This is a genomic window from Streptomyces sp. TRM68416 (genome assembly GCF_014596915.1).
Classification (GTDB): domain Bacteria; phylum Actinomycetota; class Actinomycetes; order Streptomycetales; family Streptomycetaceae; genus Streptomyces.
In genome coordinates, this window is record NZ_JACVWU010000001.1 from 448,012 (window position 1) to 472,366 (window position 24,355).

General features: G+C 74.5%; 10 protein-coding genes. 6 read left to right on the top strand and 4 right to left on the bottom strand.

Translation table 11 applies throughout. The annotated features are described in order from the left end of the window. Positions 1 to 75 precede the first annotated feature (75 nt). Both ICC28_RS02120 and ICC28_RS02125 read right to left on the bottom strand, forming a co-directional pair. Positions 76 to 2,355 (bottom strand): ATP-binding protein, encoded by a 2,280-nt coding sequence (locus ICC28_RS02120; RefSeq protein ID WP_188286612.1) that lies wholly within the window; start codon positions 2,353 to 2,355, stop codon positions 76 to 78. Positions 2,356 to 2,530: 175 nt separating this feature from the next. Further along, complete coding sequence (locus ICC28_RS02125) at positions 2,531 to 3,412, bottom strand: RimK family alpha-L-glutamate ligase (protein WP_188286613.1); 882 nt, start codon at positions 3,410 to 3,412, stop codon at positions 2,531 to 2,533. Between the two features lie 256 nt (positions 3,413 to 3,668). Between ICC28_RS02125 and ICC28_RS02130 the strand changes: the two genes are divergently transcribed. The 4 genes from ICC28_RS02130 to ICC28_RS02145 all read left to right on the top strand — a co-directional run bounded on the left by ICC28_RS02130 (position 3,669) and on the right by ICC28_RS02145 (position 9,472). Next, positions 3,669 to 5,309, top strand: a complete 1,641-nt coding sequence (locus ICC28_RS02130; RefSeq protein ID WP_223188272.1) for an acyl-CoA synthetase — start codon at positions 3,669 to 3,671, stop codon at positions 5,307 to 5,309. Next, entirely contained in the window at positions 5,302 to 6,669 is a 1,368-nt protein-coding gene (locus tag ICC28_RS02135) for a carboxyl transferase domain-containing protein (protein WP_188286615.1), read from the top strand. Before ICC28_RS02130 ends, ICC28_RS02135 begins: the two co-directional genes overlap by 8 nt. A gap of 303 nt (positions 6,670 to 6,972) precedes the next feature. Beyond that, positions 6,973 to 8,010, top strand: a complete 1,038-nt coding sequence (locus ICC28_RS02140) for a rod shape-determining protein (RefSeq protein WP_188286616.1) — start codon at positions 6,973 to 6,975, stop codon at positions 8,008 to 8,010. Between the two features lie 7 nt (positions 8,011 to 8,017). Beyond that, the gene (locus ICC28_RS02145) at positions 8,018 to 9,472 is read left to right on the top strand and encodes a GAF domain-containing protein (RefSeq protein ID WP_317453944.1); all 1,455 of its coding nucleotides are present in this window, start codon (positions 8,018 to 8,020) and stop codon (positions 9,470 to 9,472) included. A 20-nt stretch (positions 9,473 to 9,492) separates the two neighbouring features. On the opposite strand, the gene ICC28_RS02150 is transcribed toward ICC28_RS02145, so the two are convergent. Both ICC28_RS02150 and ICC28_RS02155 read right to left on the bottom strand, forming a co-directional pair. Then, the gene (locus ICC28_RS02150) at positions 9,493 to 20,115 is read right to left on the bottom strand and encodes a non-ribosomal peptide synthetase/type I polyketide synthase (protein ID WP_188286617.1); all 10,623 of its coding nucleotides are present in this window, start codon (positions 20,113 to 20,115) and stop codon (positions 9,493 to 9,495) included. An 8-nt stretch (positions 20,116 to 20,123) separates the two neighbouring features. Beyond that, complete coding sequence (locus ICC28_RS02155; protein ID WP_317453945.1) at positions 20,124 to 21,452, bottom strand: MFS transporter; 1,329 nt, start codon at positions 21,450 to 21,452, stop codon at positions 20,124 to 20,126. Positions 21,453 to 21,657: 205 nt separating this feature from the next. On the opposite strand from ICC28_RS02155, the gene ICC28_RS02160 reads away from it, so the two are divergent. Together ICC28_RS02160 and ICC28_RS02165 are read left to right on the top strand one after the other, a co-directional pair. Beyond that, positions 21,658 to 22,938 (top strand): deoxyguanosinetriphosphate triphosphohydrolase, encoded by a 1,281-nt coding sequence (locus ICC28_RS02160; RefSeq protein ID WP_188286618.1) that lies wholly within the window; start codon positions 21,658 to 21,660, stop codon positions 22,936 to 22,938. A 146-nt stretch (positions 22,939 to 23,084) separates the two neighbouring features. After that, positions 23,085 to 24,350 carry an NAD(P)/FAD-dependent oxidoreductase gene (locus tag ICC28_RS02165; RefSeq protein ID WP_188286619.1) on the top strand — a complete coding sequence of 422 codons (1,266 nt, stop codon included), beginning with the start codon at positions 23,085 to 23,087 and terminating at the stop codon, positions 24,348 to 24,350. Positions 24,351 to 24,355: the final 5 nt, after the last annotated feature.

Consider the following 24,355-nt stretch of genomic DNA (forward strand, 5'->3'; position numbering starts at 1 on the left):
GGGCGCAGGCGGCACCCCGGTAGCGCCGGGCCGCGTGACCCACCCCGACGGCAACCCCGACTCCCCGCACCTCCGTCACCCCGTCCGCGACGCGTACCACGCCGCCACCTGACTCCGCTTGCTGAACCCCAGTTTCACCAGGATCCGTTCGACATGGCCCTCGGCGGTCCGCTGGGCGATGACGAGGGCCTCGGCGATCTGCCGGTTGGTCAGCCCCCGCGCAACCAGCGCCGCCACCTCCACCTCCCGCCGCGTCAACGGCCCCACGTCGACGACCGCCCCACTCCCCGCCCCACCCCGCGCCGACTTCCCCAGCGCGTACGCGAGAACCTCACCCCCGGACAGGGCCCCACCCCGCCGGTACGCCCGCTCGTACGCCTCGTCCCCCAGCAGCCGCCGCGCATGCCGCTCGGCCACCCGCGCCCGCCCCACCCGCCCCACCCGCCGCCCCTCCACCGGATTCCCCCCGATCTCGCTCCAGATCCGGTCGACCGCCCCCCGCAGCACCCCCGCCCGCTCCCCCCGCCCGCACAACGCCTCCGCCGCGGCGAGCAGATCGAGCGTGCGGGCCAGACTCTGCCGCTGCTGACCGGTGTACGGCAGCCGCAGACACGCCCGCGCCTGCTCGGCGGCCCGCTCGTACTCGCCCGCCGACCAGTACGCCAGCCCCAGCGTCCGTAGCGCCCACGCCCGCGCCCACTGCTCCCGGTGCGCCTCGCACAGCGCGACGGCCTCGGTGCACAGGGGTATGGCCTCCCGCGCGCGCCCCCGGGAGACCAGCGTGCAGGCGAGTTCGACACGGGTGAGGACGACGAAACCGACGGTGGAGGCCGAGGAACGCCCCCCGGGCCCGTAGGCACCGGCCGGAACCGGCGGAGGCGTCGGCACCGGCAGCTCCGCGTCCGCGGGCGGCACCCCGTGCGGAGGGTCGGCGCCGGTGAGGACCGCGTCGCAGCGGCTGTGGACCAGCGACATCAGCGCGCCCGCCCACATGGCGCGGGTCAGCAGGGCGTCGGGCCGGGCGCCCCCGTGCAGCGCCCGGTCCATCCAGTGCCGACCCTCGCCCCAGCGGCCGCTGGTCACCCAGTGGAACCACAGCGCCGACGCCAGCCGCAGCCCGTGCTGCACCTCCCCGGGCGTGCCGAGGCAGAAGTCCAGCGCGGCCCGGAAGTTGTCCTGGTCGATGCGCAGCCGTTCGGCGAGGGCGACCTGGTCGGGCCCGAACCAGCGCTGCTCGTACTCGGCGGCCAGCCGGGCGAAGTGGTCCCGGTGCCGACGCCGGGTCGCGGTCACCTCGCCGAGGTCCGCCAGCTTCTCCAGGCCGTAGTCGCGCAGCGAGACCAGCAGCCGGTAGCGCACCTGCCCGCCGCGTTCCTCCCGTACCAGCACCGACTTGTCGACGAGACCGGCGACGGCGTCCAGCACGTGTGCCGCGTCCAGGCCCTCCCCGGCGCACACGGCCTCCGCGGCGGCCAGGTCGAAGCCGCCGACGAACACCGACAGCCACGCCCACACCAACTGCTCGCGGGGCGTGCACAGTTCATGGCTCCAGTCGACGGCCGAGCGCAGCGTCCGGTGCCGGGGCGCCGAGGCGGGGCTGCCCCCGGTGAGCAGCCGGTACCGGTCGTCGAGCCGTTCGACGAGCTGGTCCACGCCGAGCGCCCGCACCCGTACCGCCGCCAGTTCGATGGCGAGCGGCAGCCCGTCCAGCCGTCGGCACAGCCGGGCCACCGCCTGCTGGTTGGCCGCGCCGACGGTGAAGCCGGGGACCACGGCCGCCGCCCGGTCGGCGAACAGCCGGAGCGCGGGGTACCGTTCGGCGGCGTCCGTGCTCCCGGCGAGGTCGGCCGCCTCGGGCGCGGGCAGCGGCGGCACCTCGTAGAGCTGTTCGCCGGGCAGGCCCAGCCGGTGCCGGCTGGTGGCGAGGACGCGGACGCCCTCGGTGGCGGCGAGGACGGCCGCCGTGAGGACCGCGCAACCGCGCAGGACGTGCTCGCAGTTGTCGAGGACGAGAAGCAGTCTGCGGGCCTGCAGGTGCTCGACGAGGACGTCCAGCGGCGGCCGCCCGGTCTCGTTGTGCACGCCGAGGGCGTCGTTCACGGCGTGCGGCACGAGGCTCTCGTCGCCCAGCGCGGCCAGCGGCACCAGCCACACCCCGTCGGGGTAGGTGCGCGCGACCCGCCGCGCCACCTGCGCGGCGAGCCGGGTCTTGCCGACACCGCCCGGCCCGGTCAGCGTCAGCAGCCTGCCCTCCGACAGCAGCCGTCTGACGTCCGCAGACTCCTCCCGCCGCCCCACGAAGCTGGTCAGCTCCGCCGGGAAGCCGGACGTGCGCCGCGCCTCCGATCCACCCACGACCCCGTCACGCCCTCTGCTGTGGTCCCACGCACGCGTTGTCGTTCTTCCGCAGGGTAGGCAGCTGATCGGGACGGGGCGCCGGATTCGGGGAATTCCCGCCTCCAAGGGTGACCCGTCGCCTACGGGTGACCCGTCGACTACAGCTGCCCCGTCGCCTACAGGTGACCGTCGACTACGGGTGCCCCTTCCCCGCCTCCGCCAGCACCGCCCGCACCACCCGGGCGGTCGACTCCGGATGCAGGAACAGGAAGAGGTTGGGCTCGACCAGCTCCAGCTCCATCAGCTGCGGTCGGCCGTCCTCCCCGTCGACGAGGTCCACGCGCGCGTACAGCACCTCGGGCGCGTCCGGTACGGCGGCCAGGGCGCGCTCGGCGACGGCCAGCTCGGCCGGGGTCGGGGTCCACGGTTCCAGGCCCGGGTGGGCGACCTTGTCCGCGTCGAAGGCCGTACCGGGCGCGAGGACGGCCTGCTTGCGGCTGGCGTGCAGCAGCCGCCCGCCGAAGAACTGCAGCGCCCGTTCGCCCGTGGCGTCGATGCTCCGGACGTAGGGCTGCACCATGGCGGTGAACCCTTCCTCGTGCATCCGCGCCAGATGCGCCACGGCCGTGTCGTGCCGGTCGGGGGTGTAGCGGGCGGCGTACCGGGCGCCCGCGCCGGAGGTGGGCTTGACGACGTACTCGTGGTCGCGGGGCAGGTCGGCGGGGTCGCCCGGCGCGAGGTAGCGGGTGGGCACGACGGGCACGCCCGCCTCCGCCAGCTCCCCGAGGTACCGCTTGTCGGTGTTCCACCGCACGACCTCGGCCGGGTTGGCGAGCCGGGTGAGCGAGGCGCACTTGTGCGCCCACGCCACGAACTCGGCGCTGCGCATGCTGTAGTCCCAGGTCGAGCGGATCAGCGCGAGGTCGTAGCCGCCCCAGTCGACGCCGGCGTCGTCCCAGAACACGACGTCCGCCTCGGCCCCGGCCGCCGTCAGCGCCTCCCGCAGCACGGGAAGGTCGCGGTCGCGGCTGGGCTCGGGCCGGGGATCGTAGGTGACCAGGGCTATTCGGGGCACGGCGGGCTCCAGGGTCGTACGGAGGACGGATGAACCGGTCGGCGCAGGCTAACCGGGTCGGCCGCGAGCGCGGCAATCCGTACGGGCCGGGACGGCCGCCGGTCGTGCGCGGTGCCGTTGCGGCCGGTCGCGCAGTTCCTCGCGCCCCTTGACGTGGTGGAGGGCACAGCCCGAGGGGTGCCGGGTACGGCAGGATCGTGATCGACGGTTCCGCCCCAGTGAAGGAGTTCGGCTCGTGTCCTCTCTCTTCCCGGCCCTGGCGGCCGGTCCGGCGGGGCGGGTGGCCCTGCGGTTCGGTGACCGGTCCCTGACGTACGCGGAGCTGGCCGCCGCGACCGGCGCCCTGGCGGGCCGGCTCGCGGGGCGCGGCCGGGTCGCCGTGTGGGCGACGCCGACGCTGGAGACGGCGGTCGCGGTGGTGGCGGCGCTGGAGGCCGGTATCGCCGCCGTACCGCTCAATCCGAAGTCGGGCGGGAAGGAGCTCGGGCACATCCTGTCCGACAGCGCCCCGGGGCTCGTGCTGGCCGCGCCGGGCGAGGAACTGCCTTCGGCGCTCGCCGAATTGGAGCGCCTGGACGTCGACGTGCGGGCGGGTGGCGCCCGCCCGGACGAGCGGGCCGCCGCGGAGGGTCCCGAGGGCGCGGACCTCAGCGACGGACCGACCTCCGCGCCCGCCGCGCCCGGCCGTCCTCCCGCCGACTCCGGCCGCTCGGACCCCGCCCCCGGCCTCTCGGCCCCCGACCCCGGCCGTCCAGACGCCGACCTTGGCGACCCCGGCTCCGGCCGCCCGGCCCCCGACTCCGGGGCGACCGGCGCCCGCCCCGGCGAACAGGCCTCCGAGGAGGACCCGGCGCTGATCGTCTACACCTCCGGCACCACCGGCCCGCCCAAGGGCGCGGTGCTGCCGCGGCGGGCGCTCGCCCACACTCTGGACGCGCTGGCGGACGCCTGGGGGTGGACCGGTGACGACGTGCTGGTGCACGGGCTGCCGCTGTTCCATGTGCACGGTCTTGCCCTGGGCATCCTCGGCCCGCTGCGCCGCGGCGGGTCCGTCCGGCACCTGGGCCGGTTCGGGACGGACGGGGTGACGCGCGAGCTGAACGACGGCGCGACCATGATGTTCGGCGTGCCGACGATGTACCACCGCATCGCCCAGGCCCTGCCCGACGACCCGGCACTGGCGAAGGCGCTGGCCGGGGCGCGGCTGCTGGTGTCGGGTTCGGCCGCGCTGCCCGTGCACGACCACGAGCGGATCACGGCGGCGACCGGGCAGCGGGTGGTGGAGCGGTACGGCATGACGGAGACGCTCATGAACACCAGCGTCCGGGCGGACGGCGAGCGCCGGGCCGGGACGGTCGGCGTGCCGCTGCCGGGCGTGGAGCTGCGGCTGGTGGAGGAGGACGGGGCGCCGATCGCCTCGTACGACGGGGAGACAGTGGGCGAGATCCAGGTGCGCGGGCCGAACCTGTTCACCGGGTACCTCAACCGGCCCGACGCCACGGCGGCCGCGTTCACGGCGGACGGCTGGTTCCGCACGGGCGACATGGCGGTGCGTGATCCCGACGGGTACGTGCGGATCGTGGGCCGCAAGGCCACCGACCTGATCAAGAGCGGGGGTTACAAGATCGGGGCGGGTGAGATCGAGAACGCGTTGCTGGAGCATCCGGGGGTGCGGGAGGCCGCGGTCACCGGGGAGCCGGACGTCGATCTCGGCGAGCGGATCGTGGCCTGGGTGGTGCCCGCCGACCCCCAGTCGCCGCCCACGGACGGGGAGTTGGCGGACCACGTGGCCGACCGCCTCGCCCCGCACAAGCGGCCGCGCGTCGTGCGCCACCTGGACGCGCTCCCCCGCAACGACATGGGGAAGATCATGAAGCGGGCGCTGGGCCGTGACTGACCGACTCTCCGCCCGTCTCTCCGCACGGGACGTCCTCGCGCTCGTCGCCGACCCGTCCTCGTTCACCGAACTCCCGCACCGGGAGAGGGAGTCCGCCCCGGACGGACCGCTCGGCTGGCAGGGCTACGACGGCTCGCGGCTGCGCGCCGCCGAACGCACCGGCGAGGAGGAGTCGGTGGTCTGCGGCACCGCGACCGTCGGCGGCACCCGGGCCGTGCTGATCGCGTTCGAGTTCGGCTACCTCGGCGGCTCGCTCGGCGAACGCACCGGAGACCGGCTGGAAGGCGCGTACGAGCATGCGCGCGGGCACCGGCTGCCGGTCGTGCCACTGATCGCCACGGGTGGCAGCCGGATGCAGGAGGGCATGCTCGCGCTGACCCAACTCCAGCGCGTGGCCCGGCAGTCCGCGCTGACCCGGGAGGCCGGGCTGCCACAGATCGCGGTGTTGCGGGACCCGACGACGGGCGGCGGCTGGGCCACGCTGGGCGCGGGCGCGGACGTGATCCTCGCGCTGCCCGGTGCCCAGGTCGGCTTCGCGGGCTCCCGGGTCCGGCCCCCCGACGCGGATCCGGCGGCGTACACGGCGGAGGCACAGGTCACGGCGGGCGCGGCCGACGCGGTCGTGGCGCCGCGGGAGCTGCGCGGGACGCTGGGCCGGTGGCTGCGGCTGCTGACCCGGACGTCGGACGCCCCGGCCCCGGTCCCGGCGGCACTCGGCGACACGGACCTCCCGGCCACCGGCTGGGACGCGGTACGGCGGGCCCGCTCGCCCGAACGTCCGCGCGCCGCAGACTACTTGGACGCCTACTTCACCGACCGGGTCACGGTCAGCGGCGACCGCTGCGGCGGCACGGACCCCGAGGGCATGCTGTGCGGCTTCGGCGAGCACAAGGGCCGTACGGTCGCCTACGCCGCCCAGACCGGGACGGCGACCCGTCCGGCCGGTTACCGCACGGCCGCCCGACTGATCCGGCTCGCGGACCGGCTCGGCATCCCGGTGCTGACCCTGGTGGACACACCGGGCGCCGCCAACGACGCCGAGGCGGAACGGCAGGGCGCGGGCGCGGCCATCGCGGACGTGTTCTCGGCGGTGGCCGCCGCGCGCACACCGGTGACCACGCTGGTGATCGGCGAGGGCGGCTCGGGCGGCGCACTGGCCCTCGCCGCCCCCGACAACACCTGGGCCACCCCGGACAGCTACTTCTCCGTGATCGCCCCGGAACTGGCCGCGGCCATCCTGAAGCGTCCGGCGTCCCAGGTGGAGACGACGGCAGATCAACTCCGCATCCGGCCGCAGGACTTGGCGGAGCTGGGAGTGGCCCGGACGAGGGAGCGGAGGCTCCCCGACGGTGACGCGTGAGCGGGGGCGCGGTCCGCGCCCCCGCGAGGGGGACACCGGAACAGGCCCCCGGCGCCGTCCGGACGGCGAGGAGATCGAGTTCGGGGCGAGGAGGAGCACGGATACTCGAACTCCCGACCGAAACACCCCGTACACTCCGAAACTTATCTCTTCTTTACTTAGGACATAAGCGACAAAAACCCCCATTCAGCGGCACCCCGCCCGGCCCACCACAACACGCGCCCCCTCCCCCGCCCCCCGCACGATGCCAGTGAGGCCCGCCAAACCGGCGGCCCACGGTCTGTGCTCTCGGGAGGACCTGCCATGACCGCCAGTCTGGAGCAGCTGCGCCGCTGCCACTTCGCCGTCGACCTGGGTGCGGCGAGGACGCGGGTGTACGTGAAGGGGGCCGGGCTCGTCGTCGACCAGCCCTCCGCCGCCGCCGTGAACACCCGTACCGGCGCGCTGATCGCGGTCGGCGAGTTCGCGGAGAAGATGACGGGCCGCACCCCGAGCTACATCCGCGTCGTGCGCCCGGTCTCCGGCGGCACGGTCGTCGACATCGAGATGGCGCAGCGCATGCTGCGGCATCTGCTCGGCGACAAGATCCGCCGTACCCTGCGCCGCAAGCCGCGCCTGCGGGCCGCCGCCTGCACCCCGCACGACGCCGATCCGCTGGCGCAGCGGGCGGCGATCGAGACGCTCGTCGGGCTCGGGGCGCGCCGGGTGGAGCTGGTGGACACGCTGATCGCCGCGGCCGTCGGCTGCGGACTGCCCGTGGAGCGGCCGGAGGCGACCATGATCATGGTGTGCGGGGCCGCCGCGACGCAGGTCGCCGTACTCTCGCTGGGGTCCATCGTGACCGCGGAGCGGATCGCGGTGGGCGGCGAGGCCGTGGACCACGCGATCGTGCAGCACCTGCGCCACCAGCACGAACTGGTGCTGCCCAGCCAGTCCGTACGGCCGCTCCAGCTCGCCCTGTCCGGCAACGGGCTCACCCCGCACGGCCCGGCGTCGACGGAGATCCACGGCCGGGACGTGGCCACCGGGCTGGCCCGTTCCGTCCAGGTCGACACCGCCGCCGTACGGGACGCCATCCAGACGCCGCTGACGGCCGTCCTCGACGGCATCGGCAAGGTGCTGCGGGACTGCCCGCCCGACCTGGTGGCCGACCTCGCCGACCGCGGAATCATGATGGTCGGCGGCAGCGCGCTGCTGCCCGGCTTCGACCAGATGCTGCGGCAGGCCACGGGGATGCCGGTGCACATCGCGGAACGGCCGGACGTGTGCGCGGTCCAGGGCCTCGGCACCATGCTGGAGGGCAAGATCGCACCGCTGGAGCTGGACCCGCTGGCCACCTGAATCCACCGTGACCGTCCCCCCTCTCCCGCCCCTGCCTCCCCTCCCGCCGCTCCTCGAAGCCGTCCTCGGCGTCGGCACCGACCTCGACCTGCGCACCACCCTGCAGCGCATCGTGGACGGCGCCGCCGAGCTGACCGGCGCCCGGTACGCGGCGCTCGGCACGGCCGATCCCGGGCAGGACGGACTCGCGGAAGTGCGCACGCCCGGCGCCGAGCCCCCGTACCCGGTGAGCGTGCCGATCCCGGTGGACGACGAGGTCTTCGGCCACCTGTACCTGGCCGGAAAGCCCGGCGACGCCCCCTTCACGGCCGAGGACGAGGAGCTGCTGGGCATGCTCGCCGCGCAGGCCGGCATCGCGATCGGCAACGCCCGGCTGTACGAGGCGGCCCGGCAGCGCGAGCGGTGGATCGAGGGCGCGGCGGCCGTGACGACGGCCCTGCTCGGCGGGGAGGGCGCGGCCGACGCGCTGATGACGGTCGCGGAACGGGCCCGCCTCCTCGCCGACGCCTCGGCGGGCGTCATCCTCCAGCCCACCCCGGAGGGCGGCATGGAGATCGTGACGGCCTCGACGTACGAGGACCCGGGCGACATCGTCGGTACGACCATCGCCCCCGGCAGCCCGGTTCTCGAACAACTCCTGGGCGGGGAACCGGTCTTCGTCGACGACTCGGCGACCGACCCGCGGATGACGACCCACGTACGGCACCGCTTCGGCCCGAGCATGATGCTGCCGTTGCAGGCGGGCGGACGTCTGATCGGCACGCTGGCGCTGCCCCGCCGCCGCGGCGACCGCCCGTACACGTCCGTGGAACGGCTGCTGGCCACCCAGTTCGCCTCGCAGGCCGCGGCCGCCCTCGTCCTCGCCGACGCCCGGCACAGCCGTGAGCTCCTCGCCGTGTTCGAGGACCGCGACCGCATCGCCCGGGACCTGCACGACCTGGTCGTCCAACGGCTGTTCGCCACCGGCATGATGCTGGAGTCCACCCAGCGGCGCAGCGGGGCGGCGGACGTGCGGGAGACCCTCGGCCGGGCGGTGGACGAACTCCAGTCGACGATCCAGGAGGTCCGTACGACGATCTTCGCGCTGCAGCAGCCGCCCGCTGAGGCGCCCGCCACCTTCCGGGGCAGGGTGCTGCGGGAGACGGCAGGGGCCGCGGCGGTCCTCGGTTTCCAGCCGTCGGCCCACTTCAGGGGCGCGGTGGAGTCCCGCGTCCCGGAGGACACCGCCGCCCCTCTCCTGACCGCCCTGCGCCGGGCCCTCGCCGCCGCCTCCCGCCGCCCCGCGGTCACCCGTATCGAGGTCACGGTCGACGCGACGGCCACCCTCCCCGACGGCCGGGACGCCGTACGCCTGACGGTCCACGACGACGGCAGGACGACCGACGGCGGCAGGGCGACCGGCGACGGCACGACGCCCGACGGCGGCACGGGGACGACGGTGACCTGGCAGGCGCCCCTCTGATCACCGCCCGGAGTCCTCCGCTACGACACCTCCTCCAGCGCCGCCGTGAAGCTCCTGGCCCACTCCTCGACCGTCGCCGCCGTCAACAGGTCCGTCGAGTACTCGAAGGTGACCGTGATCTCCTCCTCCCCGGGCACCAGCACCACGTACAGCTCGTTGCGGGCCACGCCCCGCATCGCCAGGCTCTCCACCCGCGTCCGCAGGCCCGCGAGTTCGAGGGTCGGCGGCGGGGTGGTGACCACGGTGAAGAGGACCGTCGGGAACAGCTCCTGGGACGTGCCGGGCGCAACCAGTTCCACCACCTCGGTCAGCGGCAGGTCCTGGTGGTCCAGGGCCGTGAACAGGGTCGCGGCCACCTGCGCCGCCAGGTCGCCGAAGGTGGCGGCCTCGGACAGGCGGGCCCGCACCAGGACCGCGTCGCCGATCAGGCCGACCGTGCCCGCGCGGTCGCGGCGGGTGCGGTTGGCGCTGGAGGCCGCCAGCACCACGTCCCCGGCGTCCCCGCACAGCCGGCCCGCCCAGCGGGCGAACGCCGCCGCCAGCACCGCGTACGGGGTCACCCCCAGGCGGGCGGCCGTCGCCGCGATCCGCGCGGGCGTGCCCGCGCCGACCGTCCAGGTGTGCAGGGCGCCACGGCCGGACAGGACGGCCGGGCGGGGGTGGTCGTAAGGCAGGGGCAACCGCAGGGGAACGCCGGTGAGTTCGGACCGCCAGTAGCGTTCGAGTTCCGCGCGGCGTGCGGCGGGCAGGGCGTGTTCGTCGCGGGCGAGGTCGGTGAACTGGACGGTCGCCTCCGGGAGTTCGCGACCCCCGTACAGATCTGCCAGCTCCTGCCGGACCACGCCGAGCGACCAGCCGTCGCAGACCGCGTGGTGGAAGACCGTCAGCAGGATCCAGTGGTCCGGGGCGAGCCGGGCCAGCCGGAAGCGGAACAGCGGGGCGCGGTCGAGGGCGAAGGGGCGGCGGGCGTGCTCCGCGCACCAGCGGTCGGCGTCGTCGACGTCCTCCACCGGCACCTCCACCGGCACGTCGGCCAGGATCTCCAGGGTCTGCCCGGTGCACCTGGCGCGCAGCGCGTCGTGCCGCCGCACCAGCCGCGTCAGCGCGCCCCTGAGCCGCTCCACGTCCAACTGGCCGTGCAGGTCGATGCGGTGGGCGACGTTGTAGACGGACGGGTCGGGGTGTTCGTGGTGCCGTCGCCACAGTCGGCGCAGGGAGGAGGTGAGAGGCACACGCTGCTCGGTGCGGGAGGCGATCCCGCGGATCGTCGGCGTGCGGAAGAAGTCGGCCATCGTCACCTCGACGTCCAGCTCCTCCGCCATGCGGTGCAGCAGCCGGATCGCGCCGAGCGAGTGCCCGCCGAGCTCGAAGAAGGGCCGCGTCACCGGCACTTGGGCGACCCCCAGCTCCTCGCACCACAGCTCGTGCAGCGCCTTCTCCAGCGGGGAGGCCGGTTCCGCCTCCGGCTGTCCGTCGCCCGTGGGCTCGGGCAGCCGGGCGCGGTCCAGCTTGCCCGAGGCGTTCACCGGCAGCCGGTCCAGAACCATCCAACGCCCGGGCACGAGGTGGTCGGGGAGCGCACCGGCCAGCGCGGCCCGCAGCGGGTCCGGGTCCTCCGCTACGACATAGGCGACCAGCTCGCTCTCCCCGTGCCGGTCCCGACGCGCCACGACCGCCGCCTCCCGCACCCCGGGCAGCGCTGCCAACGCGGCCTGCACCTCGGCGGGTTCGACCCGGTGGCCGCGGATCTTGACCTGGTCGTCGGCGCGTCCGAGGTACTGGAGGGTGCCGTCGGTGCGCCAGCGGGCCAGGTCGCCGGTGCGGTACAGCGTGCCGCCGTCCACGAAGGCGGCGGCGGTCTCCTCGGGCCGGCCGAGGTATCCGAGCGCTACGGGAGCGCCGCCCACGCAGATCTCGCCGACCGCCCCCACCGGGACCGGCCGCCCGTCGGCGTCCCGCAGCAGGATGCGCGCGCCCGGCACCGGCCGGCCGATCGGCGGCAGCGTCTCCCCCTCGGGGTCGACCCGGTGCGAGGTGACGATGATCGACGTCTCGGTGGGCCCGTACTGGTTGTACAGCGCGCATCCGAGGTGCGCGGCGAGGAAGCGGCGGAAGGCGTCGGTGAGGTGCAGGGCCTCGCCCGCGGAGTACAGCTCCCGCAGCGCGGGCAGCCGCGGCCCGGTCTCCATCAGGTACCGCAGCGGCGTGCAGGGCATGAACATCCGCTGCACCTCGTACCGGCGCACCGCCTCCGCCACGGCCGCCGGGTCGTAGCGCACCTCGTCGTCGATCAGCACGAGTTCGGCGCCGGAGGCCAGCGTGGTGAAGATCTCCTGCACGCTGACGTCGAAGGTCGGCGCCGTCCACTGGAGGGTGCGCAGCGCCGGGTGCTCGTCGAGGTGGGCGCGGACCAGATTGGCCGGGCCCCGGTGCGGGACGACGACCGCCTTGGGGCGGCCGGTGGAGCCCGAGGTGTGGATGCAGTAGGCCGGGTCCTCGGGGCGCGCGCCGCTGTCCGGCGGGTCGGCGGGCAGCGCCGGGTCGATGTCCGCCACCAGCAGGGTGGTGTCGTCGGCGGCCAGGCCCGGGTGCCGGTCCCGCAGTTCGCCGCAGGTCAGCAGCAGGACCGGGGCCGCGTCGGCGAGCAGCGCGGAAAGACGTGGGGTGGGCGAGGCCGGGTCGAGCGGCACGTAGGCGGCGCCGCTCTTGAGGACGCCCAGCAGCGCGGTGATCAGCTCCGGGCCGCGCGGCAGCAGCACGGCCACCCGTTGCCCGCGGGCCGCGCCCCGGCCGCGCAGGAGGTGCGCCAGCCGGTTGGCGGACGCCTCCAACTCGCCGTAGGACACCTGCTGTTCGCCCGCCACGAGGGCGACGGCGTGCGGGGTGCTGCGCGCCTGCCGCTCGACCAGGCCGTGCAGGGTGTCCCCGGCGGGCGGCTGCGGCTCGTCGAGGCGTCCCAGCCGGGCGAGGGCGGCCCGGTCGGCGTCGGTGACGGCGGTCAGCTCGGGCAGGGGGGTGCCGGGGCTGTCCAGCGCCCGGCGCAGCACCTGCTCGACGTGGTCCACCAGACGGCGCACGGTGGACTCGTCGAACAGGGCCGTGTCGTACTCGACCATGAACCGCAGGCCGTCGCGGTGGTGGGTGAGGTAGACGCTGAGGTCGAAGGGGGCCCGCTCGCTCGGCACGTCGAGCAGGGTGGCGGTCAGCCGGGGTGGGTCGAAGTCGGCCTCGCCCTCGTTCTCGTACTCCACCATCACCTGGAACAGCGGGTTGCGGCCCGGGTCCCGGTGCGGGTTGAGGGCGCCGACCAGTTCGTCGAAGGGGACGCGGCGGTGCTCGTAGGCCGTCATGCTGCCGTCGCGGACCCGGCGCAGCAGGGTGGGGAAGTCGGGGGCGCCGGTGAGGTCCACGCGCAGCGGCACGGTGTCGAGGAAGAGGCCTACGTGGTGTTCGGCGCCCGCGGGACGGGCGGCCACGGCGGTGCCGAGGACCACGTCCCGCTGTCCGGCGTACCGGCCGAGGACGGCGCCGATCGCGCCGGTCAGGGTCATGAAGAGGGTGGCGCGGTGGGTGGCGGCGAACGCGCGGAGCCTGCCGGTGAGTTCGGCGTCCAGCGCGTGGGTGAGGCTCGCGCCCGCGCCGGTCCTGACCGGCGGGCGGGGGCGGTCGGATGGCAGGTCGAGGTCGGGGGCGTCGCCGAGTGCGCGCCGCCAGAAGTCGAGCGAGGCGGCCAGTTCGGCGGGCTCGGGGCGGGCGGGCGCGGGCGGCTCGGGGAGCGCGGGCGGCTCCTCGCCGCGGTAGTAGGCGGCGAGGTCACGGACGAGGACGGCCGTGGAGGAGGAGTCGAAGACGATGTGGTGGGCCAGCAGGAAGAGCAGGTGCCGCTCGTCCGACAACCTCAGCAACCGGGCGATGACCAGCGGCCCTTCGGCGAGATCCATACCGCCCCGCCCCTCGGCGGCGAGCACGGCCCGCAGCGCCTCCTCCTCGGTCGCCCCGCCGAAGTCCTCGACCGGACAGTCCAGGACCACCCGGTCGCGCACCTCCTGGTACGGGACGCCGTCGGCCTCCCCGAACACCGTGCGCAGCGCCGGATGCCGGTCCGCGACCCGCTGCAGCGCCCGGCGCAGGGCGGGCACGTCGAGCGGCCCGTCGAGTCGTACGGCCTTCGGCTCGCAGTACATGGTCGTGCCCGGGTGCAGCCGCTCCAGGAACCAGATGCGGCGCTGGGCGGCCGACAACGGCATACGACGGCCCACGGCCGCCACCGGCGCCGTCCCGTACTCCCGTCGGCGCACCCGGTCCAGCACCGGCAGCGCGGCCAGCACCTTCTCCTTCGGCACGCCGAAGTCCACGAAGCAGGCGATCTCGTCCGCCCCGGCCGCCACCAGCCGCCCGACCGCCTCGGCCGCCGTGCGCTCGTCGCCGATCAGCGCCCGGGAACCGCAGTAGCGCTCGTACGCCCGCCCGAGCAGGAACTCCACGTCGTCCTCGGGGGTGTTCTCCAGGTCGACGTCGAAGCCGAGGCTGTTGGTGACCTGGTCGAAGAGGGACAGCGAGGAACGCAGGTACGACACGAAGGGCCGGTAGGCCTCGGCGCGGGCGCGCTCGGCGTCCTCGTCCAGATAGGTGTGCACCAGCACCACCACCCGGCCGGACGCGGGGTCGAGGCCGTGCTCGGCGCGGGTGCGCCGGTACAGGGCGATGTTCCGCGCGAGCTGCTCGACGGTCTGCGTCATCAGGTTGGTGACCACGCCGAGCCCCTCGGCGGCGGCCCGCCGGTAGCTGTCCGGGTTTCCCACCACGGCCGCGTACAGCGGCAGTTCGGCCTGGACCGGGCGCGGGTGCAGCGTCACGTCGACCAGGGACCCGTCACCGGCGGTCACGGAAACGGGCTCACCGGACCACAACCGGCGTACGGTGCCCAGCCGTTCGTACATCACCTCGCGGTGCCGGCCGTAGTTCTCCGGCGCGAGCGCGAAGTCCGTCGCATGCCAGCCGCTCGCGACGCACAGCCCCGCCCGGCCGCCGGAGATGTTGTCGACGACCGACCACTCCTCGGCGACCCGCACCGGATGGTGCAACGGCAGCACGACGGAACCGGCGTTGAGACGGATCCGGCTGGTACGGGACGCGAGCGCGGCGGCGAGCACGGAGGGGTTGGGAAAGAGCGCGCCGAAGGAATTGAAGTGCCGCTCCGGGAACCACAGTCCGTGGAAGCCCTGCCGGTCGGCGAACTCGGCGGCGTCCATGATGAGGCCGTACTTGTCCTGGGCGGCGTCCTCGGGGTAGTCGCCGAAGAAGTAGAGGCTGAAGTCGGGTCCGGTGGTGGGGGTGAAGGGGGTGGCGGGCGGGGTGGGGGCGGGCGTGGGGGTGGGGGTGGGGGCGGGCGTGAGGGTCGGTTCGGCCTTGGCCAGCAGGTCGAGCTGACGGTTGATCACGCCGGTGACTTGATCGGCGAGTTGCTGAGCGATCCTGAGCTGCTGGCCGAAGAGACCGTGCAGGTCGGGGGCCTCTGGCACGGCAGGTAACTCAGGTACCGCTGCTGGCACCTCCGGTATCGCTGCTGGCACCTCTGGCACCGCCGGCTCCGCCGCCGCCCCGGTCGCCCCGAGCCGCTCGGCCAGCTTCCGGGGTGTGTCGGCGGAGTCGAAGAGTTCACGGACCGGCACACGCACCCCGTAGCGCTGCTCCAGCTTGGTCGTCATGCCCATCAGGGCGAGGGAGTCGGCGCCGAGCTCGAAGAAGGACCGGTCGGGGGCGACCTCGGCGACGGGCCTGCCCAGCGCCTCGGCCGCCAGCTCCCGCACACCACCGAGGACCCCGCCAAAGGAACCGCTCACGGCAGCGGCCCCGACCACAGCGCCGGAGCGGGGCACGGAGGCCAAACCGTCGCCGGACGCGGAGCCGGGGCCACCGGCGGAGCCGGGCGCAGCCGCGGAGCCGGGCGCGGATGGGCCGCCCGTCGGGCGTCGGCGCAAGGGGTGTCCCGGCAGGGGGATCCGGCCCCCGCCTGCCGTGACCGTCCGCCAGTCCAGCTCCGCGCCCCGCTCGTAGGCCTCGCCCAGCGCCCGGAGCAGCCCGGCCGTCTGCTCGGCGGCGTCCGCTCCGCCGCCCTGCGCGGCCAGCCAGCGGCTCGTGGGGGCGCAGTGTCGCCCGAGGCCGGTGAGGGTCTCTCCGGCGCCGATCTCGACGAAGTCTCCGTGTCCGTGCGCGGTCGCCGTGGCCATGGCGAGGTCGAAGCGCACCGGCTGCCGCGCCTGTCGGAGCAGGTACCCGGCGTCCACGGTCCAGCCCTCGGGCCGCAGTCCGCCGTCGGCGGTGGTGATCAGCGGGGTGTCGACGGGCCGGTACGCCACCTGCTCGGCGTAGGCGGAGAACGCGCTCAGCGCCTCCTCCAGCGCGGCCGAGTGGAACGCCCGGTCCACGGGCAGCGTCCGCCGGTCCAGCCCTTCGGCGTCGAGCAGGCGTGCCGCCGCTTCGAGGGCGTCGGGCGGGCCCGAAATGACGTGGGAGCGCGGCCCGTTGACGGCGGCGAGTTCGGCACCGGCGGCCCGCGCGACGCGTTCGGCGTCCGCTCGCGTGGCACGTACGGCGAGCATGCCGCCGGGCGGGCACAGGGCGTGCATCAGCCGTCCGCGCCGGGCGGTGAGCCGCAGCCCGTCCTCGACGGTGATCGCCCCGGCCGCGCACAGGGCCGCGTACTCGCCGACGCTGTGCCCGAACAGCAGCGCGGGGCGGACGCCGGCCGACCGCCAGACCTCGGCGAGCGCGACCTGGTGGGCGAAGAGGGCGGCCTGGGCGGTCTCGGTGGGCCAGATCCCGCCGTCGGCGTCGGCCGCCCCGTCCAGCAGGAGGGGCAGCAGGGCGGGGCCGTCGAACTCGTCGGTGTGGACCTCGGCGCAGCGGTCGAGGATCCGCCGGGCGGCGGGATGAGCGGCGTACAGCCCGCTCGCCATGCCGCGCCGGGCGCTGCCCTGCCCGGCGAACGCGAAGGCGACGGACCCCAGGGGCGCCGCCGTACCGCCCGTCCGGGCCTCCAGCGCCCGGACGAGTTCGTGCGCCGTACGCCCGACCGCCGTGACGCGTGCCGGGCGGTGCGGTCGGCCCAGGGCCAGGGTGGCCGCGACGTCGGCGGCCGACAGGCCGGGCTGCCGCCGCAGCCGGTCGGCGAGCGCTGCGGCCAGCTCGTCCAGGGCCTGTCCGTCGGTGGCCGACACCGGTACGAGCACCGGGAGCCGGGGCGGTTCGGCGGGGTCGCGTACGGGGGCCTCCTCCAGGATCACGTGGGCGTTGGTGCCGCCGACGCCGAGGGCGCTGACGCCCGCCCGGCGCGGGGTGCCGTCGGGGGACGGCCAGGGGCGCAGCTCCGTCGCCAGGGTCAACGGGCTTCTGTCCAGGCGGAGTTCGGGGTTGGGGCGGGTCAGGTGGAGCGTGGGGACCAGGGTGCGGTGGCGGAGCATGAGGACCGTCTTGATCAACCCCGCCATACCGGCGCAGCTGTCCAGATGGCCGACGTTCGGCTTGACCGACCCGACCGCGCAGAACCCGGTGCGCCGGGTGCCCTCGCCGAGGGCACGGCCGAGCGCCTCGAACTCCACCGGGTCACCGAGCCGGGTTCCGGTCCCGTGCGCCTCCACGTACGAGATCGTGTCTCCGGCGACCCCGGCGCGGCGCAGCGCCTGCCGCACCACGTCCACCTGTCCGACGACGCCGGGGGCGGTGAAACCGACCTTGCCCGCGCCGTCGTTGTTGACCGCGGAGCCCAGGATGACCGCGTGGACGGTGTCCCCGTCGGCGAGTGCCCGGTCGAGCCGTTTGAGCAGGACGGCGGCGACCCCGTTCCCGCCGACCGTGCCGTCGGCGTCCGCGTCGAAGGGCCGGCACCGCCCGGTGGGCGACAGGATGGAGCCGGGGTGACTGCGGTACCCGCTCTCCTGCGGCAGGTGCACGGCCGCGGCACCGGCCAGGGCCAGCTCCGCCTCGCCGGAGAGCAGCGACTGCGCGGCCAGGTGCACGGCGACGAGCGAGGTCGAACAGGCGGTCTGCACACCGATCGCGGGCCCGGTGAGCCCGAGCCGGTAGGCGACCCGGGTGGCGAGGAAGTCCGGCTGCCGACCGATGGCGCTCTGCATGCCGGTGGCGGGATCCGACTCCGACTCGGGCGGCACCGCGCCCCGGCCCTGCTGATGGCCGTAGAGGTTCATCCCCGACCCGGCGAACACACCGATCCTGTCCCCGGATTCACCCCCGGCGTACCCCCCGTCCTCCAGCGCCCGCAGACAGCACTCCAGGAACAACCGGTGGGCGGGATGCGTCAGTTCGGCCTCCTTCGGGCTGATCCCGAAGAACTCGGCATCGAACCCGTCGACCCCGTCGAGAACCCCACCGACCGGCACCCGACCACCAACACCGCCGACACCGATGTCACCGAAGACGCGAACACTGTCGACCCCGTCCCGCAGGTTCCCCCAGAACCCGTCCACCGAATCGGCCCCGGGAAACCGAAGTGCCATACCGACCACGGCGATACGGCGATCGAGGCCGGAGTCCGCTACGACCTCGCCGCGTACGTCCACCTCCGGACCGCCCGCGAGATACGCGCCCAGCGCCGCGGCCGTCGGATGCTCGAAGAACGCCGTCTGTGCGACATCCACCCCCAGCCGCTCCCGAAGCCGCCCCCGCAACCGCACCACAAGAACGGACGTCAGCCCCAACTCGTAGAACGGCACCCGCACATCAACATCCCGCCCCAGAAGCCCGGCGACCTCTTCCCGCACAACCTGCGCCACAAGACCGGCATCCACCGACAAGCCCGCCCCAAGAGAACCGCCTCCCGCACCCGCCGACGGCGAATCCGCCTCACCAGGGCCACCCGCACCCGACAACGAAAGTTGCACGGGTGGTGCGGGTGGGAACACTCCCGCCGAAGGCGAAGCCGAGGCGCCCAACCGCTCCCGCAACACCCCCCGCCGCACCTTCCCCGCAGGCGTCCGCGGAAATTCCTCCCCCGGCACGGCCACCACCCACCCCGCGCTCAACCGCAGCCGCCGGAACAGCTCCGCCCGCACCTCCCCCGCGATCCGCGCGTCCTCCTCGTCCCCCCGGCTGACGAAGAACACCGCCAACTCCTCGGTCCCCCGCTCCACCCGAGGAACCCCACACGCGGCAACCTCCCCCTGCCGCACCCCCCGAACAGCGCTCGCAGCCTCCTCCACCTCATGGGCGTACACGTTGTGCCCATTCAGAATGATCAGATCCTTGCGCCGCCCGGTGATCACCACCTGCCCACCGTCGAAGAAGGCGAGGTCCCCGGTGTCCAACCACTCCCGCCCGTCGGGAAACGCCTCCGCGTCCGCCTCGGGATCATCGACGTACCCCGGAGTCACCCGCGCGGCGGACCGCACCTGAAGCCGCCCGATCCGCCCCTCCCCCGCAAGCTCCCCCCGCTCGTCGACCACCCGCAACGTCACCCCGTGCGCGGGCGCACCGGCCGCGACGAACGTGACGACCTCCTCGTCCGATGCCCCGGCCTCACCACCAACCCGCACCAACTCCCCACCCAGACTGCTCTTCCGCAGCCGCTGCACGGTCCCGGGCCGGTCAAGTCGCCCGTACGTCACGGCCGTGACCGTCTCCGCCATCCCCCAGGCCGGAACGACATGCCCTTCCCGCACCCCGTACTCCGCAGTCGCGTCGAGAAAGCCCCGCATCACCGGAAGGACGATCTGCTCACCCCCGCACACCAGGGTCTTCAGCCCGCCCAACTCCCACTCCCGCCCCGGCTCTTCGGCCAGCGCGTCGGCGACGAGCCGATACGCGAACGTCGGCGCCCAACTGTGCCCGGCCCGGTACTCGTGCAGCAGATCGAGCCAGCGCAGCGGATCCGCGAGGACCCACTCCGTCGGCGCGTGGACGTTGGTGGATCCGGTGAACACGGCGAGCAGGTGGTAGAGCAGGAAGGCCCCGCTGTGGTCCACCGGCAGCCAGTTCACCAGCGTGTCCTCGCCGCGCACGTCCAGGATCCGCCGACTGCTGGCGGCGAAGTCGGCGAGCCCGGCATGGGTGAGGCGTGCGGCCTTGGGCGCGCCCGTGCTGCCCGAGGACAGCATCAGCAGCGCGTCGTCGCTCCCCACCGGCTCGACGTGCTCGTGCACCTCGGCGGCCGCCAGGCACGCACGCACGTCGGCGGCCCTCACGCCGGGCGCCGACCGCGTCAGTCCTACGACCCCGGACGCGTCCGTGAGCACCAGGGGCCCGCGCAGCAACGCGCAGGCGTGCAGCAGCCGTTCGTGCGCGGGCGCCCCCGGCACCGGGGCCTCGGCGATGGCGACCGGCCGCACCCCGCCGAGCACGCAGGCCCAGAAGGCGGGGAAGAAGTCGACGAGGGGCAGCCCGCAGAGCACCACGGTGTCGCCGCGCCCCACCCCGCGCTCGCGCAGCCCGCCGAGCAACCGGCGGGCACGGGAGAGCAGTTCGGGGTACGTCAGGGTCCGCGCGCGTCCGTCCGCGTCGAGGGCGACCACGGTTCCGCCCGCGGAGTCGGCCGCCCGCAGCAGCGCCTGCACGGCGTCCCGCGGATCGTCGGCGTCCCGCTCTGGCTCGGGCCCCCTGCACAGCGACGCTCCCCGTACCCGTTCCATGCGTGCCCTCATCCCTTTCCCGGCGACCCGGAGGCCCGTGGTTCTCTCGTGTGACGCACGTCTACAGCAGCGCCCTCGACGCGTCCTCGGCGGCCCGCGAGCAGGAGCAGCACCAGCGCCCCGCACACCGCCGTACCGTGGAACAGCGCGACCACGGTCAGCGGGGCCAGCGCCTCCAGGGCCGCCGCCGCTGCGACGGTTCCCAGGGCGAATCCGGACTGCTCCGCCGTGGCGGACAGCCCGAACAGCCGTCCGCGTTCGCGGTCCGGGGCGGCCTGGAGGCGCGTGGTGTAGACGATCTCGGTCCAGCCGTCCGCGAACCCGGCCGCCGCGGCCGCGAGGACCAGCGCGAGGGCGGGCAGCCCGGTGAAGGCCAGGACGAAGGCGCACGACATCGCACAGGTGCCCAGCGCGAACCCGCGTTCGCCCCAGGCGGACCCGTCCTTCGTCCGCACCCGCTTGAGCACCTGGTGGGCGAGGACGGTGCCGACCGCCCAGGCCGCCCAGAAGCGGCTCATGAACAGGGCGGGGTGCGAGGGGTCGGCGAGGTCGGCCACGACCGGCAGGGCGACGTTGTGCGAGGAGGAGGCCAGCGCGTCGGTGCCGCGCAGCAGGACCATGCCGAGCAGCAGAGCGGGCACACCGGCCCAGACCCGCCACCGCACGCGCCGCTGCCCACCGCCGGTCGCACCACCCACCCCCTCCGCGCCCGCACCCGCCTCCGCACCCGACCCCGCACCCGCACCCGCGCGCGCCCCCGCCCCCTCCCCCGTCTCCCCCGCCTCCTCCGTACGCGGCCGCAGCACCACCAGCGCCGCCCCGGACACCACGAAGCTCGCGGCGTTGAGCGTGAACGCGGCGGCATAGCCGCCGTAGCCGATGACGGGGGCCGCGGAGGCGAAGCCGAGGACCGTGGCGAGGGAGCGGGCGGTGACGAGGAGGCCGTTGGCGTGGGCGCGCCGGTCCTGGCCGACCATGGCGGGAACCGCGCTGCGCAGGGCCACGGTGAAGAAGGTGTTCCCGGCGCCCAGCACCACGACCGCGAGGCCGAGCAGCCACAGCGGTGTCGCCGTGGCGGTGAGCGCCAGGACGGTCATCGCGGCGGCCTGGGCGGCGTCGGTGCAGATCATCACGGTACGGCGGCCGACCCGCCCGGTCAGCGCTCCGGCGGCCGGCCCGGACAGGACCCCGGCGAAGAGCCGCAGCGCCATCACGGCGCCGATGCCGAAGGCGGTGCCGGTGACCTCGTAGGAGAACAGGCTCAGCGCGATGAGGTTGAGATAGTTGCCGTAGGCGGAGACGGCGTAGGCGGTCGCGAGAAGCCGGAACCTCGGCACGCTGATCACTCGAACCCCCGTTCTGTGACGGCTCACCCTAAGCACCGCGCGAGGCAGGGACCGCCATGATCCGGCCAAGGCGGCGGAATCGCTGCGGTGTTGGCCGAGAACGTTCGGGACCGCTCGGTGATTGTTTCCGCACACGCCGGACATCCGGGCGCGAAGCAGACCCCCGATTGTCACTGCCTGCGCTTACTGTCGATCCATGGCGCACGAGAACCACATCCCACCGCCCGGCTACGACCCGATGTCCGTCGAGCGCTGGGCGCACGAGCCGGACAAGCGCCCGGGCCGTACGGCCTTCCAGCGCGACCGCGCCCGCGTGCTGCACTCCGCGGCCCTCAGAAGGCTCGCAGGCAAGACCCAGGTGGTGACGCCGGGCACGTACAGCCAGGCGTGGGACGCCAGCCCGCGCACCCGGCTCACCCACTCCCTGGAGTGCGCGCAGGTGGGCCGGGAGCTGGGCGCGGCCCTCGGCTGCGACCCCGACCTGGTGGAGGCGGCCTGCCTCTCGCACGACCTCGGCCATCCGCCCTTCGGTCACAACGGCGAGCAGGCGCTCAACGAGTTCGCCGAGGACTGCGGCGGCTTCGAGGGCAACGCCCAGTCGCTGCGGCTGCTGACCCGCATCGAGCCCAAGCGGTTCACCCCGGAGGGCTCCGTCGGCCTCAACCTCACCCGCGCCGCCCTGGACGCCGCCACCAAGTACCCGTGGCCGCGCGGCGCCCACCCCACCGACCCCAAGTCCCCGAAGTTCGGTGTCTACGACGACGACCGTCCCGTGTTCGAGTGGGTCCGCAAGGGCGCCCCCGGCTCCCGCGCCACCTTCGAGGCCCAGGTCATGGACTGGTCGGACGACGTGGCGTACTCGGTGCACGACGTCGAGGACGGCCTGCACGCCGGCCACATCGACCCGGGCCATCTGCACGCCGAGCCCGAACGCCAGGCGGTCTTCGCGGTGGCCGTCGGCCGGTACGTGCCCGCGGACACCGACCCGGCGGAGCTGTCCGCCGCCCTGGACCGGCTCCAGGAGGAACCCTGGTGGCCGCACGGCTACGACGGCAGCGCGGTCGCCCAGGCCCGTCTGAAGGACGCCACCAGCCAGCTCATCGGCCGCTTCTGCCTCGCCGCCGAGGGCGCCACACGCGCGGCCTACGGCACGGGCCGGCTCACCCGGTACGGCGCCGAGCTCGTCGTACCGCGGGAGACGCGCCTGGAGTGCGCGGTGCTCAAGGCCGTCGCCGACCGGTACGTCATGCAGCGCGCCGAGCAGGAGCGGCTCCGGGCCGACCAGCGGATCGTCGTCGCCGAGCTGGCGCAGGCGCTCACCGCGCGCGCTCCGGTCGGTCTCGACCCGCAGTTCCGCGCGCTGTTCGACCGGGCGCCCGAGGACCGGGCCCGCAAGCGGGTGATCGTGGACCAGATCGCGTCCCTCACCGACGCCTCGGCGCGTTCGCTTCACGCACGCCTGACCGGGCACCCGTGAGAAAGGTGTGAGACAGCAGGGACGAGGGCGGCACCGAAAGGCCCCGAACGTGACCCTCCGTGGCCTGATCGGGCCACTCCCTCTTCCCCCATCACGCTGCGTGCGGGACGCTCCCATGTGGCGGCACCCTGACGAGGAGGCATCAAGTGGTCGACGCGGATCAGACATTCGTCATCGTCGGAGGCGGACTGGCCGGCGCCAAGGCGGCCGAGACGCTCCGGGCGGAGGGCTTCACCGGGCGCGTGATACTGATCTGCGACGAGCGCGACCACCCCTACGAGCGCCCGCCGCTCTCCAAGGGCTACCTGCTCGGCAAGGAGGAGCGCGACAGCGTCTTCGTGCACGAGCCCGCCTGGTACGCGCGCAACGACATCGAGCTGCACCTCGGCCAGACCGTCGACGCCGTCGACCGCGGGGCGAAGACGGTCCGCTTCGGGGAGGACGGCACGGTCGTCCACTACGACAAGCTCCTGCTCGCGACCGGTGCCGAGCCCCGCCGCCTGGACATCCCGGGCACCGACCTCGCGGGCGTCCACCATCTGCGCAGGCTCGCCCACGCCGAGCGCCTGCGGCACGTCCTGACCGCGCTCGGCCGGGACAACGGCCACATCGTGATCGCGGGGGCGGGCTGGATCGGCCTGGAGGTCGCGGCGGCCGCCCGGGAGTACGGCGCCGAGGTCACCGTCGTGGAGCCGGAGCCGACCCCGCTGCACGGCGTCCTCGGCCCCGAGCTGGGCGGCCTCTTCGCCGAGCTGCACCGCGAGCACGGCGTCCGCTTCCACTTCGGGGCACGGCTGACGGAGATCGTCGGCCAGGACGGCATGGTGCTGGCGGCCCGTACGGACGACGGCGAGGAGCATCCGGCGCACGACGTGCTGGCCGCGATCGGCGCCGCCCCACGGATCGCGCTCGCAGAGACGGCGGGCCTGGAGATCGCCGACCGCGCGCACGGCGGCGGTGTGGTGGTCGACGAGCGGCTGCGCACCTCCGACCCCGACATCTACGCGGCGGGCGACGTGGCCTCCTTCCCGCACACGCTGTTCGACACCCGGGTGCGGGTCGAGCACTGGGCGAACGCCCTGAACGGCGGCCCGGCGGCCGCGCGGGCCATGCTGGGCCGTGACGTCGTCTACGACCGCGTCCCGTACTTCTTCTCCGACCAGTACGACCTCGGCATGGAGTACTCCGGCTGGGCGCCCCCCGGCTCCTACGACCAGGTGGTGATCCGGGGCGACGCGGGCAAGCGCGAGTTCATCGCGTTCTGGGTGAAGGAGGACCGGGTGCTGGCCGGGATGAACGTCAATGTGTGGGACGTCACAGAGCCCATCCAGCAGCTGATTCGCACCAAGGCCCAGGTGAACACGGAGTCGCTGGCAGACCCGCACGTTCCGCTGGAAAACCTCATCCCTTAGCTGTC

Bases quoted from the DNA above. Each gene is read 5' to 3' on its own strand.
- ICC28_RS02140 (WP_188286616.1), top strand. From the start codon at position 6,973: ATGACCGCCAGTCTGGAGCAGCTGCGCCGCTGCCACTTCGCCGTCGAC.
- ICC28_RS02150 (WP_188286617.1), bottom strand. From the start codon at position 20,115: ATGGAACGGGTACGGGGAGCGTCGCTGTGCAGGGGGCCCGAGCCAGAG.
- ICC28_RS02160 (WP_188286618.1), top strand. From the start codon at position 21,658: ATGGCGCACGAGAACCACATCCCACCGCCCGGCTACGACCCGATGTCC.